The sequence below is a fragment of the Paracoccus ferrooxidans genome (assembly GCF_029909815.1).
Taxonomy (GTDB): Bacteria; Pseudomonadota; Alphaproteobacteria; order Rhodobacterales; family Rhodobacteraceae; genus Paracoccus; species Paracoccus versutus.
This window is the reverse complement of record NZ_CP038198.1, coordinates 2,312,126-2,324,441: the sequence shown is the minus strand read 5'-3', so window position 1 is coordinate 2,324,441 and position 12,316 is coordinate 2,312,126. Positions and strand designations below refer to the sequence as shown.

16 protein-coding genes and 3 pseudogenes are annotated in these 12,316 nt (G+C 63.3%); 11 read left to right on the top strand and 8 right to left on the bottom strand.

The window, feature by feature from the left end; genetic code table 11:
• Positions 1–3: 3 nt before the first annotated feature.
• The 3 genes and pseudogenes from trxC to E3U26_RS11690 all read left to right on the top strand — a co-directional run.
• Positions 4–426: a thioredoxin TrxC gene (gene trxC / locus E3U26_RS11700; protein ID WP_028713497.1), complete on the top strand. Its 423-nt coding sequence runs from the start codon at positions 4–6 to the stop codon at positions 424–426.
• A 48-nt stretch (positions 427–474) separates the two neighbouring features.
• Positions 475–939 (top strand): cation:proton antiporter domain-containing protein, encoded by a 465-nt coding sequence (locus tag E3U26_RS11695; protein WP_084637862.1) that lies wholly within the window; start codon positions 475–477, stop codon positions 937–939.
• A pseudogene (locus tag E3U26_RS11690) lies at positions 909–1,190 on the top strand (ATP-binding protein); the annotation flags it as partial. The gene E3U26_RS11695 and the pseudogene E3U26_RS11690, both read left to right, overlap by 31 nt.
• A gap of 90 nt (positions 1,191–1,280) precedes the next feature.
• On the opposite strand, the gene tnpC reads toward E3U26_RS11690, so the two are convergent.
• From tnpC to tnpA, 3 genes are read right to left on the bottom strand one after another with little or no spacing between them, the layout of a single operon-like run.
• Positions 1,281–2,831 (bottom strand): IS66 family transposase, encoded by a 1,551-nt coding sequence (tnpC, locus tag E3U26_RS11685; protein WP_323032580.1) that lies wholly within the window; start codon positions 2,829–2,831, stop codon positions 1,281–1,283.
• Positions 2,832–2,886: 55 nt separating this feature from the next.
• A complete protein-coding gene (gene tnpB, locus E3U26_RS11680; RefSeq protein ID WP_104494348.1) occupies positions 2,887–3,240 on the bottom strand; it encodes an IS66 family insertion sequence element accessory protein TnpB in 354 nt (117 codons plus the stop codon).
• The gene (gene tnpA / locus E3U26_RS11675; RefSeq protein WP_323032581.1) at positions 3,234–3,644 is read right to left on the bottom strand and encodes an IS66-like element accessory protein TnpA; all 411 of its coding nucleotides are present in this window, start codon (positions 3,642–3,644) and stop codon (positions 3,234–3,236) included. The genes tnpB and tnpA overlap by 7 nt, the downstream gene beginning before the upstream one ends.
• Positions 3,645–3,707: 63 nt before the next feature.
• Here tnpA and E3U26_RS11670 point away from each other — a divergent pair.
• Positions 3,708–3,997: pseudogene (locus tag E3U26_RS11670) on the top strand (transposase); the annotation flags it as partial.
• Between the two features lie 124 nt (positions 3,998–4,121).
• Positions 4,122–4,625 (top strand): annotated as a pseudogene (locus E3U26_RS11665) (altronate dehydratase); the annotation flags it as partial.
• 491 nt (positions 4,626–5,116) lie between these two features.
• Here E3U26_RS11665 and E3U26_RS11660 read toward each other — a convergent pair.
• Entirely contained in the window at positions 5,117–5,344 is a 228-nt protein-coding gene (locus tag E3U26_RS11660; RefSeq protein ID WP_323032582.1) for a helix-turn-helix domain-containing protein, read from the bottom strand.
• 97 nt (positions 5,345–5,441) lie between these two features.
• Between E3U26_RS11660 and E3U26_RS11655 the strand changes: the two genes are divergently transcribed.
• The 6 genes from E3U26_RS11655 to E3U26_RS11630 all read left to right on the top strand — a co-directional run bounded on the left by E3U26_RS11655 (position 5,442) and on the right by E3U26_RS11630 (position 8,548).
• On the top strand, positions 5,442–5,741 hold the full coding sequence (locus E3U26_RS11655; RefSeq protein WP_499104906.1) for a zinc ribbon domain-containing protein: 300 nt from the start codon (positions 5,442–5,444) through the stop codon (positions 5,739–5,741).
• Positions 5,738–5,920, top strand: a complete 183-nt coding sequence (locus tag E3U26_RS11650) for a hypothetical protein (protein WP_323032584.1) — start codon at positions 5,738–5,740, stop codon at positions 5,918–5,920. Before E3U26_RS11655 ends, E3U26_RS11650 begins: the two co-directional genes overlap by 4 nt.
• Positions 5,917–6,423 carry a DUF1176 domain-containing protein gene (locus E3U26_RS11645; protein WP_323032585.1) on the top strand — a complete coding sequence of 169 codons (507 nt, stop codon included), beginning with the start codon at positions 5,917–5,919 and terminating at the stop codon, positions 6,421–6,423. Before E3U26_RS11650 ends, E3U26_RS11645 begins: the two co-directional genes overlap by 4 nt.
• Positions 6,423–6,701: a hypothetical protein gene (locus tag E3U26_RS11640; protein WP_010399189.1), complete on the top strand. Its 279-nt coding sequence runs from the start codon at positions 6,423–6,425 to the stop codon at positions 6,699–6,701. Before E3U26_RS11645 ends, E3U26_RS11640 begins: the two co-directional genes overlap by 1 nt.
• 137 nt (positions 6,702–6,838) lie before the next feature.
• On the top strand, positions 6,839–7,048 hold the full coding sequence (locus E3U26_RS11635) for a hypothetical protein (protein WP_010399187.1): 210 nt from the start codon (positions 6,839–6,841) through the stop codon (positions 7,046–7,048).
• Between the two features lie 327 nt (positions 7,049–7,375).
• Positions 7,376–8,548: an ATP-binding protein gene (locus E3U26_RS11630; RefSeq protein ID WP_499104904.1), complete on the top strand. Its 1,173-nt coding sequence runs from the start codon at positions 7,376–7,378 to the stop codon at positions 8,546–8,548.
• Positions 8,549–8,771: 223 nt separating this feature from the next.
• Here E3U26_RS11630 and E3U26_RS11625 read toward each other — a convergent pair whose 3' ends face one another.
• From E3U26_RS11625 to E3U26_RS11610, 4 genes are all read right to left on the bottom strand, one after another.
• Positions 8,772–9,275 carry a hypothetical protein gene (locus E3U26_RS11625; RefSeq protein WP_156929432.1) on the bottom strand — a complete coding sequence of 168 codons (504 nt, stop codon included), beginning with the start codon at positions 9,273–9,275 and terminating at the stop codon, positions 8,772–8,774.
• A gap of 174 nt (positions 9,276–9,449) precedes the next feature.
• Entirely contained in the window at positions 9,450–9,695 is a 246-nt protein-coding gene (locus E3U26_RS11620; RefSeq protein WP_028712146.1) for a type II toxin-antitoxin system ParD family antitoxin, read from the bottom strand.
• A 104-nt stretch (positions 9,696–9,799) separates the two neighbouring features.
• Positions 9,800–11,170: a plasmid recombination protein gene (locus E3U26_RS11615; protein ID WP_499105797.1), complete on the bottom strand. Its 1,371-nt coding sequence runs from the start codon at positions 11,168–11,170 to the stop codon at positions 9,800–9,802.
• Complete coding sequence (locus E3U26_RS11610; protein WP_243785961.1) at positions 11,154–12,035, bottom strand: hypothetical protein; 882 nt, start codon at positions 12,033–12,035, stop codon at positions 11,154–11,156. The genes E3U26_RS11615 and E3U26_RS11610 overlap by 17 nt, the downstream gene beginning before the upstream one ends.
• Positions 12,036–12,316: the final 281 nt, after the last annotated feature.

The following is a 12,316-nucleotide window of genomic DNA, read 5'->3' as shown; positions in this document are numbered from 1 at the left end:
AGGATGCCCACGGTCGCTTGCCCGCAGTGCAACTCCACCAACAGAGTGCCGCAAGAGCGCCTGACCGATACTCCCAATTGCGGACGCTGCGGCGCGCCTCTCTTTCAAGGCAGGCCCGTCACGCTTACAGCGGCTAATTTTGACCGTCATGCGAATGCCGAACTGCCATTGCTGGTCGATTTCTGGGCCGAGTGGTGCGGGCCATGCAAGATGATGGCGCCCCAATTCGAGGCGGCGGCGCAGTCGCTCGAACCAAATTTCCGCCTTGCTAAGCTCGATACGGAAGCCGAACAGCAGATCGCCGGCCGCCACGGGATCCGCGGCATTCCCACCATGATCCTGTTCAGGAGCGGGAAGGAAATTGCGAGGACGAGCGGTGCGATGCCTACCGCGCAGATAGCGCTGTGGGCGCGCTCGCACGTCTAGAGTTTACAGGTATTGGCCTTCCCTGCGCCATGCCATCAGGAGAAGAACATGCATGGCGTGACCGGATTTGTCGAGAGTGCGGCCTTGTTGGTCTTTGCCGCGTTCGTGCTCGTGACGATATGTTCGCGGATCGGCGTGCCCAGCATTGTCGGTTACATTCTTGCCGGTACAGCCATTGGACCTGCCGGCCTCGGCCTGCTTGCCGAAAACGCTGCCCTGACCAGCATTGGCGAGATCGGAGTTGTGCTCCTGCTGTTCGCGCTTGGCCTGGAATTCTCGTTCGAGAAGCTCGTAAGGCTCAGGAAGCATGTCTTCGGTCTTGGAGCCGTGCAGGTTGCAGTCACGACGATAACGGTGTCTTTGATAACAATTCTGATCTTCGATCTCGCGCCCGTCCCCGCAATCCTCATCGGCGGGGCCGTTGCCATGTCATCCACGGCCATGTGCCTCAAGGTGCTCGCAAGCGCGAACGCTCTGGGATCCAGAAGCAGATGGCTGCCTACAAGCTGCTGATCATCGACGAGCTGGGCTTCGTGCCGCTCTCAAAGACCGGTGCGGAGTTGCTGTTCGAGCTGATCTCGCAACGCTATGAGCGCGGTGCCACCCTGATCACCAGAAATCTACCCTTCGACGAATGGACGGAAACGCTGGGATCCGAGCGACTGACCGGTGCTCTGCTCAACCGCATCACCCACCACGTCAACATTCTCGAGATGAACGGCGACAGTGACCTGCCCCGGGATTTTTCCTCCAGATGCGATTAGAGTCCGGCCCAACTTGAGGACGGACAATGAAGCGAACGAGATTCACGGACGAACAGATCATCGTAAGCGGCGGCTGCGCCGCACCTGCTTTCAGCTTGCCGGCTTGAAGTTCCAGGGCAGCAGGTCGTCGATCTTCGCCTGTGGGTGGCCGGCTGCCACGGCTTCGAGGGTTGCTTTGAGGTAGGCGAAGGGCTCGACGCCATTGACCTTTGCGGTGGCGACAAGGGATGCGATGCGCGCCCAGGATCGCCCGCCTTCGTCATGACCGGCGAAGAGCGCATTCTTGCGGGTCAAGGCGATCGGCCGGATCAGGTTCTCGACGCTGTTGGAGTCGATCTCGACGCGGCCGTCGCGCAGGAAAGTCTGCAATCCGTCCCAGTGGCGGTGGACATAGGCCAGCTTCTCGCCGAGGCGGGACTTCACAGAGATGCGCCGGCATTGCGCCTGCAGCCATTCGCCGAAGGCGGCGACCAGCGGCGCGCTGCGCACTTGGCGGGCCGACAGCCGCTGGCCGGGGCCCATGCCACGGATCTCGGCTTCGATCCGGTAAAGCTCGGCGATCCGGCGCAGACCCTCGGCCGCGACCTCGGAGCCGTCGCGATCGAAGATCTCCTTCAGCTTGCGCCGCGCATGGGCCCAGCAATGGGCGACGGTGATCGGCACACCGCCTGTCCGGGAGGGCCGTGTCAGGCGGTTGTAGCCGGGATAGCCATCCAACTGCAGAATGCCGTCAAAGCCCTGCAGGATACGCTCGGCATTCTCGCCCGCGCGGTCGGGGGCGTAGGTGAAGACCACGCCGGGTGGATCTGCCCCGCCCCATGACCGGTCATCGCGCGCCAGGGCCCAAAGGTAGCCTGTCTTCGTTCGCCCCCTGCCAGGATCGAGCACGGGTGCGGTGGTCTCGTCCATGAACAGCTTGTCCGAACGCTTCAGGTGTTCGGACAGCCGATCGACCACGGGACCGAGATGGAAGGCGGCGGTGCCGACCCAATCGGCCAGCGTGCTGCGATGCAGTTCGATCCCGGCGCGGGCCAGGATCTGGCTCTGGCGGTATAAGGGAAGATGGTCGGCGTATTTACTGACCAGCACATGCGCAAGGGCACCCTCGGTCGGCAGTCCGCCCTCGATCAGGTGCGCGGGCGCCGGTGCTTGGGTAACACCGCCGGCGCATCGACGACACGCATATTTGGGGCGGATGGTCACGATGACCCGCAGTTGCGCGGGCACGATGTCCAACCGCTCGACCCGGTCCTCGCCAATGCGGTGCATCTCGCCACAGCCGCAGGGGCAGAGCAGGCTGTTCGGCTCGATAACCCGTAGGATCCGGGGCAGATCCGCCGGAAGATGCCCGCGGTTGCGGCGTGCGGCTCGACGCGGAGGCGTGCCGGGCGGTGCCGCGGCGTCCTGCCGCGCCTCGACCTCGGCCACCGCTGCTTCGAGATCCTCGAAAGCCAACTGGCGCTCGTCATCGCTCAGCTTTTCGGAGCGTTTGCCATGCACGACCTGGTTCAGTTCGGCAATGAGATGCTCCAGCCGTCGGTTCGTTTCCCGCAGCGCATCCCGTTCGCGCAGCACCGCCAGCACAGCTGCACGTTGGCTTTCAGGGATGGCGGAAAGTTCGATAAGCGGGGCGGCGGACATGCCGCCAATATAGCTTGATCTGTCTGTAATTGCCTAATTTTTTGTTGCGTGCAAGTCATTCTGCCACAGATGGCTTCGGGATCTCCAGAGGCCGAACCCGGCGCCAGTCAAGGCCTGCAAAAAGCGCCTCGAACTGCGTTCGGCTCAATGTCATGGCGCCATCCCGGACCGCCGGCCAGGTGAAACTGTCGGCCTCGAGGCGCTTGTAAGCCATCACCAGGCCGCTGCCGTCCCAGAACAGCAACTTCAATCTGTCAGCGCGTTTGGAGCGGAACACAAAGATCGTGCCGGTGAAGGGATCCTCTGCCAGCATCGACTGCGCCAGTGCCGCCAATCCGTCGTGCCCTTTCCTGAAGTCTATCGGCTTTGTCGCCACCAGGATCCTCATGCCCTGCGACGGCATCAGCATCCGGCGGCTCCCAAGGCACGGACGATCTCGGCCAGCCGAACGGCCGGCGTATCCGCGGCCAACTCGAGCCTCAACTCACCGATCACGATCCGGATCCGTTCGTTCGCAGGGACGCTATCCCGCGAAGGCCCAGCAGGCGGTGGATCGCAAACCACCAGCGGTGCAAAGTCCGGCTCGTCAGGTGCGATAGCTGGCAGCACCAGCTTGCCCTGCTTGGCCATCCGCCGCCACGCCGACAACTGGTTCGGCTGCACTCCATAACGTTCCGCCACCGCATTCACCGTGGCCCCGGGCTCCAGCGTATCGGCGACTACCCGAGCCTTCTCCTCATCCGGCCACCGCCGATGCCCCGTCGCATAAATCTCGACGCCCAGAGAAGTGAGAAACGAATTCTTGGCACACATTGCGAAACGCACTCCCCATCAGCCGATGAAAAGGACTTCGCAGCACCGCCTCAGCCAGACAATGTGGGCAGCCGCCGCCGCTTACAGATCATCGGCATCCTGGCAGAGCATGAGGCAGGCGCGAAGTGCGCTGACCTGTGCCGGAAGCACGGCATGTCGGAAGGCACCTTCTACAACTGGAAGGCCAAGTTCGGCGGCATGACGGTGTCGGAGGCGAAGCGGCTGAAGGGGCTCGAGGATGAGAACGCCAAGCTGAAGAAGCTGCTGGCCGAGCAGATGCTGGATCTGGCGGCGATGAAGGACCTGGTTGCAAAAAAGTGGTAGGGCCCGCCGTGAAGCGTAACCGTCCGGCCTGACCGCTACCCGTTCCATCGCCAGGGCAGCAGGTCGTCGACCTTGGTGGACGACTTTTACGCCGCCCGCAGCAGCTCCATGCCGCCGCTTCCGTGGCCTAATTTCTCACCGCCGTTCTCAACCAGCCAGAACGGCGCCAGTCTGGACAACAACCCCAGCCCCGGCAACAAGCGCGGCGGCATCACCACCATTCTGGAAAAGTCGCTTGGCGCCGTGGCCAAGGGGGGCCTTGCGCCGGTCGCGGGGGTTTACGGCTATGGCGAGACCATCCGCACCCCCGGTTTCGTCTATATGGACAGCCCCGGCTATGATCCGGTTGCGGCGACAGGGCAGGTGGCCTCTGGCGCGAATCTGATCGCCTTCACGACGGGGCGGGGGTCGTGCTTTGGCGCCCATCCCGCTCCTTCGCTGAAACTCGCGTCGAATTCGGCGCTGTGGCATTCGATGCAGGCGGATATGGATATCGACTGCGGCAAGGTGGTCGAGGGCACGATATCGCTGCCCGAAATGGGGCAGGAAATCTATCACAAGCTGCTGGACACCGCGTCCGGGGCGCGCACCAAATCCGAGGAATTTGGCTATGGCGACGCCGAATTCGTGCCCTGGCGGATCGGTGCGGTTCTGTAGCTGACGCGGCGGCGCGGCCGCTGACCCTTGTAACCGCAGGCAAAGCCCTTGCATGATCGCCGCGACGATAATCGGGCGGGGTGATCGGAGCTTGATGGACAGGGTGACAGGACCAGTCCCTGATCCTGTTCCCCGAGGGCACGCGTACCTGACGGATCAAACCCTGCTGCCCTTCAAGACAGGCCTGTATCATCTGGCCGTACAACGCCCCAAGATCGACATGGTCCCGGTCTGGATCGAGAACCTGAACCGGGTGATGCCCAAGGGTGAAATCATCTCGGTGCCGATCATGTGCAAGGCGATCTTTGGCTCGCCGCTGCGGCTGGCGCCCGACGAAGCCAAGGACGACTTTCTGGCCCGTTCGCGCGACGCGCTGCTCGCGCTGCATCCCAACCCCGCGGAGGCTGGAGATGGATCAGGCGAATGGCGATCTGTTGATGGTGCTCTTGGCCGCCAGCTGTATGTTGGTCGTAGGCCACCCTTATCACCGACTACTCGGCCTTCAGCAGCGTCCAGCTCTCCACCCCGAACCCTTGTGCAACTCGATATAGGTTGTCGATGGAGATGTTCTGCTCTGACCGCTCGACTGCGCTGAGATAGGTCCGGTTCAACCCGCATTCATGCGCCAGGTATTCCTGCGACCAGCCGCGCTCGGCCCGCAGCCTGCGCATGTTGCGCGCCACGATGTCTCGCAGAGGGCTCTTAGGGGTCGTTTTCATGCACAATGCTATTGTGCGCCGACGCTTTTAACTCTACCTGTTTTAACATTCATTCGACATCAAGGAGCCTGTCATGCCCCAACAATGTCCACATTGCATGACCGAGATTCACACCGAGGCCTCGACCTGCCCGGCCTGCGGGGCGATCCGCGGTGTGTGGGGCCGGTCGGTCGAAAGCTGGCGCCAGGCATCGACCTTCATGCTCGGCGTGGCCGCATTCTTCGTTCTTGCCGGCATAGTCTTTGGCACTTGGGTTGCATCGGTCGATGACCAAACGACGGCATTCGACGGCTTGATCGCCTTCCTGTTCCTTTCGCCGTTCATGCTGTTCGCTGGCGGTGTCGGCCTGTTCCTGCGCTACGTGATCCCCCGGATGCAGGAGGGTTGGTATCGATGAGAGCCACGAAGCGGAAACCAGCCGCCGGTCCGAAGCGCACCTCGATCTGCCTCAGCACCGAGGCGCACAAGTCCCTGCGGATCGAGGCGCTGCGGCGCGACATCACCATGAGCCAGTTGATCGCACAGGCGCTGGTCGATGCCGGCATCGACATCCCCCCGGAGGATCTGGAATCATGAAACACCTGTTCACCGCCGCGCTGATCGCCCTTGCCAGCCCCGCCTTCGCCGCCGGCTGGTATTTCGAGGCCTCCGTCGAGGGCGGCGCCGAATACTGGACCTTCACCAACGAGACCGGCGATGTGAGCCCGCGCCGGGTGCGCGGCAACGAGATCTGGATCACCCGCACCGACCAGATGAACGACCTCGACGCCAACGGCACCTGCGACTTCAACAACTGCCGCGTCAGCGTGACGCTGGACGGCCGCAACGCCGAGGCGGGCGAGCGGGTCAGCATCCTGTTCTCGAATGGCGAGAAGCTGGATTTCGTGGCTGCCGGTGGCGACATCCTGCTGAGCAATTTCGACACGGCCGGCATGGGCGCGACCAACCTCTTCGTCCAAAATGTCCGGCAGGCAGAATGGGTCGAGATTGGCTTCGGCGGCAAGCGCCACCGCTTCAGGCTCGCCGGATCGGCGGCGGCTCTGGACGCGATCCGGCCATGGATGACGGGAGGCAAGTGATGACCTCCCACGGGACCATGCACGCAACCAACGGATATCGGCGCAAAGGGCCTGACTACCTGAACAACCCGGACATGGTTGCGTTCACCATCGGGCGGGTCGTGATGGCAAAGATGACGACCGGCCGCCCCCTCAGCTGGAATACGCTACGGGCACGGCTGATGCATATCGCTGAGGGAGATACCGTCGATCTGCCGGCAGGCGTGAATGCGGAGATGGCATTGGCAGCCCTGCGATATCTCCCGGAACCTCCAGACGCTTCCCGTTACAAGGGCTGAGGGCAGGAACCTCACGCGCTGATCGGGGGGCTCCCGCCCAGGAAATGGGCCAGGCGAGGCACGGGCCACCGCCACCGCCTCGCCGGATCAGCGGCAGCGCTGGATATGACCCAGCGACAAATGACAGGAGACAAATAATGCCCCCGCAACCGTTCAAAGGCGAACTGCCCGCATCGATCTTCGAGCCGGATGAGGTCAAGGCACGCAATTGGTGGGCCGCGCTGACCGAGCCGGAACAGGAAGAGCGCATCTACGACCTGACCCAGGTGCTGGAATTCTACGGCATCGACCTGCCCGACAGCGATGAGCGCTGGATGATGGCCTGCTGGGAAAACGAATTCGCCTGACCCCGTCCCTACGGCCCGTCGTGAAGCGAGCGGGCCGGGGTCAGGCTGCGCGCAAACCGCATTCCGACCGCCCCCACGAGGCTGGGGCGGAATGCGGTTTGCGGCCGCCCATCGGGCGGCATCCTTCAAGCTGCCGCCGGTCAAGATACCCTACATCTCCATCGCGCTTTGACTGTGCATGCGCCGCACTGTTGGTTGTCATGCACAAGCCCGAAGACATGCCGTGTGCCTTCCGACAACTGGACTCATTGAAGTCAGCCCGACAGCAAATGGAAATATCCCCCTATTAACCTTGCAAATCGGGAATCAATCTCCATAATTGCAAGGATGTTGATCGAGCGCCGCATCACCGACACCGTGAAGTCCCTGCTGGACGACAGTCCCGCCGTTGCCCTGCTGGGGCCGCGCCAGGTCGGCAAGACCACGCTGGCCCAAGAACTGGGGGAAGAGCGGCCGTCGCTCTATCTCGACCTCGAATCCAGCGCCGACCAGGCGAAGCTCTCCGATCCCGAGCTCTACCTTTCGGCGCATGAGGACAAGCTGGTCATCCTTGATGAGGTCCAGCGGGTGCCGGACCTGTTCCAGAACCTGCGCGGCCTGATCGACCGGGGACGGCGCAAGGGGCTGCGGGCGGGGCGCTTCCTGCTGCTCGGCTCGGCCTCCATCGACCTGCTGCGGCAGTCGGGTGAGACGCTGGCGGGCCGGATCGCCTATGCCGAGCTTGCTCCCCTTGATGCGCTGGAGGTTCCCGCCGCCGATCTGGATCGGCTCTGGCTGCGCGGCGGCTTTCCCGACAGCTTCCTCGCCCGCGACGATCAGGCCAGCCTGCGCTGGCGGCGCGACTTCATCCGCACCTATCTGGAACGCGACATTCCCGCACTCGGCCCCCGCATCGCGGCCGAGACGCTGCGGCGCTTCTGGACCATGCTGGCGCATCGGCAGTCCGGCCTGTCGAACGCCGCCGAGCTTGCCCGCGCGCTCGGGGTCGATGCCAAGACCGTCGCCTCCTATCTCGACCTGCTGGTCGATCTGATGCTGGTGCGCCGGCTGGAGCCCTGGCACGCGAATATCGGCAAGCGGCTGGTCAAGTCCCCGCGCATCTATGCGCGCGACACCGGCATCCTGCATGCCCTGCTGGGACTGACGACGCTGGACGACGTTCTCGGCCACCCCGTCGCGGGCGCCAGTTGGGAAGGTCTGATCATCGAGACCGCCCATGCCCTGATGCCGGATGGGACGCAGGCCCAGTTCTATCGCAGCGGTGCGGGGGCCGAGGTCGATCTGGTGCTGACCCTGCCGGGCGGCGCGGTCTGGGCCGTCGAGGTCAAGCGCAATCTGGCGCCGAAGGTCGAGCGCGGCTTTCACTCGGCCTGCGAAGACCTGCAACCTGCGCGGCGGATCGTGGTTTATCCGGGGGACGAGGCTTTCCCGCTGCCGAACGGCATCGAGGTCATGTCGCTGCACCAGTTCGGGCAGGATCTGCTGGCGCTTCATCCGTAAGCAATGCGGCCGCCCATCGGGCGGCGTCGGGGATCGATCTTCTTCCTGGGCGGAGAAAGCGGGGTACCGGGGCGCAGCGCCTGGTCCGACATTTTGCGGGTGGTGCTTTGCACCGGGCCCCGCAAAATAATAGTCGGTCACTAATATTTGGCGAAATCGCAAAAAGTAGGCCACTCTGGGCTACGGCCTGCAGCCGGCGCAGGACAGCTTTGCACCGCCCGGATCAGGCAAGATCCAGGACCTCGAAACTATCGGGTTGGCACGACAGGATGCGCCCATAGCCGAGAAACCCCATCGAATCGGCACTGACATTCCCGCATGCACAACTGGCCACGCCGATCCTTGCCTTTGCAGGAGCAGGAAAGTCCCGATGCCAGCTCTCAGCGACGCTATTGCAAAGCAGGCATTTCACCCTGAAGGGACCGGGGATCATGTCCGGCTCGCCGGACAGATCGTCCAGGAAGGCCTTTTCGTCGGCAATGCGCCGGAAACCATCGGCCCTGACCTGCGCCTGAATCGCTGCAATCGGCCCGCCGGAGCCCGGCACCGGCTCGCTCGTGGCCAAGCTGTCGTAAAACCCGCGCTCTTTCGGCCCCATCGCGCCCAGATCGTCGGCCGTCGCCAGCGCGTAGAGCCGGCGGCAGGCGCGGACGTCAAGCCGCGTAGCCATGGTTCTGCCGGCCGCGAGCCGCGCCAGGACCGGATATTCGCTGAGCCGATAGGTCATCGCCAAGCCCTCCATGCCCACAGACGCATATGCCAATATTGCAATCCGCTCATCGGCGCATGTCCCGTCACAGATGCCGTGCGTGACCTCGGCCCCGAGGCCACCATTCGACTTCCGTATAATTGCAGATATCCTCCAGATCGACCGTTGCCGCGACGGTGAAGGCCAGTGCCTTCATGCGTTGCGACCGGCCATCTTGCGAGCAATGAACCGGTCGAGGTCGAAGCCTTCCGCCCGGCCGGAGTCCTCTCCGGCGATCAGGGCGTCCTGGAGGGCCTTTACCTTGGCCTCATGTTCCTCCAGTAGCCGCAGCCCCGCCCGCACCACGTCGCTCGCCGAGCCATAGCGGCCGCCCTTCACCTGCGCGTCGATGAAGCTGACGAAGTGATCGCCGAGCGAAACCGAAGTGTTGCGGGACATGCGGGCCTCCTGTGCGTTGATACCGAATATTACCAAGAAATCGTATCAATCGCAATTGTCGGCTCTCCGCCGCCGGATGTGCATATTGGTATAGGCGCATGTTGTCATACGCCCCTCTGCGATGAAGCATCTGGCCGAGAGTCGCGCGGATGCGCCAGAGCCTGCACCGCGCGTGCCTGATCCAGCCGCGCTTGTGCCTCACGGGTGAAGAACTGCCATACCGGCGAGGCTTCGATGACCCCGGCTAGGGTCGAGGCCGAGTATGTCGTGCCGAACGCCTGCTTCGCCCCTTGCGCCACATAGGCCACGGTCTCCGGCCATTTCAGCCAGCGCGGACTGGCATCTGCGAGGCGATTGACCCAGCCAGCCAAGCCGCGCAGGAAACCGGAGAGCCCTTCGAACAACCCCGGTCCTGCCGGTGGCTGGCGCAAGGCTTCCAACCCGTCGCTGAGCACAGGCGCCAGCGCGAGGGACATCTCGCGGTTGCGATCCGCGTCGTGGTTCGTCCAGCTGCCCATCTGTCCGGGGGTCTCCAGCCGCTCCAGCAGCACCGGATCAGGATCGACCTGCCGGATGGCGGCAATCAGCCCGCCGGTGGCGATGGCATGCACCGCCTCGGCCTCCCGAAGCCGTCTGGCGACCGTGTCCCACGAGACCGCGCTGAGGCGGCGCTCCTCCTCGTCGGCGAGACGGCGGGCTTCTGCGGCTCGCTCAGTCGCGATCTCTGCCGCCTTCTGCGCCTTCAGCCGTTCCTGTTCGGCCTTCCACGCCGCCCGGTCCAGACGGCGGCGGCGCGGCCCCGTACGGGCTTGACCATGCTTCGCGCCGACCTCGGCGTGATAGCGGTCCTGCCAGTCGCGCATCGCCTGCTTGTAGCTGCGCGATGGCGAGCCGGACCAATGCTGCGCCGCATGCCGGTCCTGCTCGCGATGGCCCTCGTGGCAGCGCTTGGCGTCCATGCGCATATTACCATCTGCACATAGGGGCACGGCCAGCACATGCACATGCGGGTGGGCTTCGTCGAGATGCTCAACGATGCTCAGCACCTCGGCGCCGTTTCGCACGGCATCGTCCCTGGCGAAGGCGATCACGTCCCTGCGCCAGCGCAGATAATCGGCCTCGTCCATGTCCTCGACCGGATCGGGGAAACTGAAAACGCTGCCGATCAGCACATGCGTGTCCGAGCGGATGGTCCGCAAGGCGTCCTTTCGATCCGGCTGCTCCTTGCGCAACCGACGCAACTGCTTGTTCTGCTCGGCGATACGCTGCTCGATCAACGCAACCACCTCCGAGGGCAGGATGCCTTCCAGGATGGTGGGCGGCTGCGGATTCCCAACATGCGGGCAAGCCCCGTCCAGCCGCTCCGCCTCATCAGCGATATCGCTGACCGACCGACTCTTGCTGTTGCCCTTGCGCGAATAGGTTTGCTTGTGCGCGAAGATGGATTTCCCGCTGCGATCAGATATGGCGGCCATCTGGTCCAAAACCTGCCTGCGCCGCTTCGACGGCGCTCACCAGCCCGAGAGAAACTGCGTCACGCACCTGCCTGGCGGAGAGATGCCGGCATAGGCTGTGCTGCGACTTGATCCACTCAGCGGCTCTTGAAAGGGACGCTGCCGCAAGTTTGGCGTTCGTCGCATCCTGAGCGCGCAGAGCCGCGACATATGGGCGCCATCTGCCAAGGCGGAACCAGTTGTCCGAAAAGCTGACCTTTGACCGGGTAAAGCCAGCAGTCTCGGCGGAGTAGCATTTCACGGCAGCAAGCAACTCACCAGCCGAAGCCTCAATCAAAGCTTCAGCCGCCCGATGAAGCGTTGTTACTTTGTCGCGGCGTCGATCCTCGGGATAGGCCTCCCAAAGCACATCCAGTTTTTCAGCATCCTCCACTCGCGCGCTTGTGCGCGTAGGGGGATTCACAGGGTGGTTCCTGGGATGGTTTGGGGGTCGTGGTGAACCCGGTCGGGGGGTCACCCTGACCCCTCTCGGGGGTACGGGCTGAACCGGGTTCACTGTGACCCCCGTTGGTTGCGCTGGTCTGACGGGGCCAAGAAGCTCCAGGCTCGCCACGACTTCCAGTACCATTCGGTAAACCACCGTATGACCATGATCGCAGGGACGCTGTTCACCAGTTTCGACGAGGATTCCTTCGGCCAAGAACTCGCGAATGGTGCGCTTTACCGTGGCGAGGCTCAACTCGGTATGTCGCGCCATCGTGTGTTTGGAACACCAGATCCCTGAACCGTCATCGCTTGCCTTGTTGGCCAAATACATGGCGATCTGCTTCCGCGCTGCGCTGCCGAACTTGCGGCAGTCGCAGAGGCTTTCAACGTGGTAGCTCATCGCCACGCCCCGTCGAAAAACGACGAATACGAATCACCCACTCCGGTTTGCACGGGAATCGTAAACGATTGATCCGAAAGAGACACTTTCTGCGGCAGTTGCAGAAAAAGTGCTTTAGAAACAAAGGATTCAGTCAGACTACGAATCTGGGGGTCGGGCGTTCGAATCGCTCCGGGTCCGCCATTGAATTTCCAGACATCATTGCCCCTCTTGGGCGGCCTTGTCTTTCGAGGCTTGACCTGTGCAGGCGGGCACGCAGCAGTAAATCGGCGTCCCGCGCT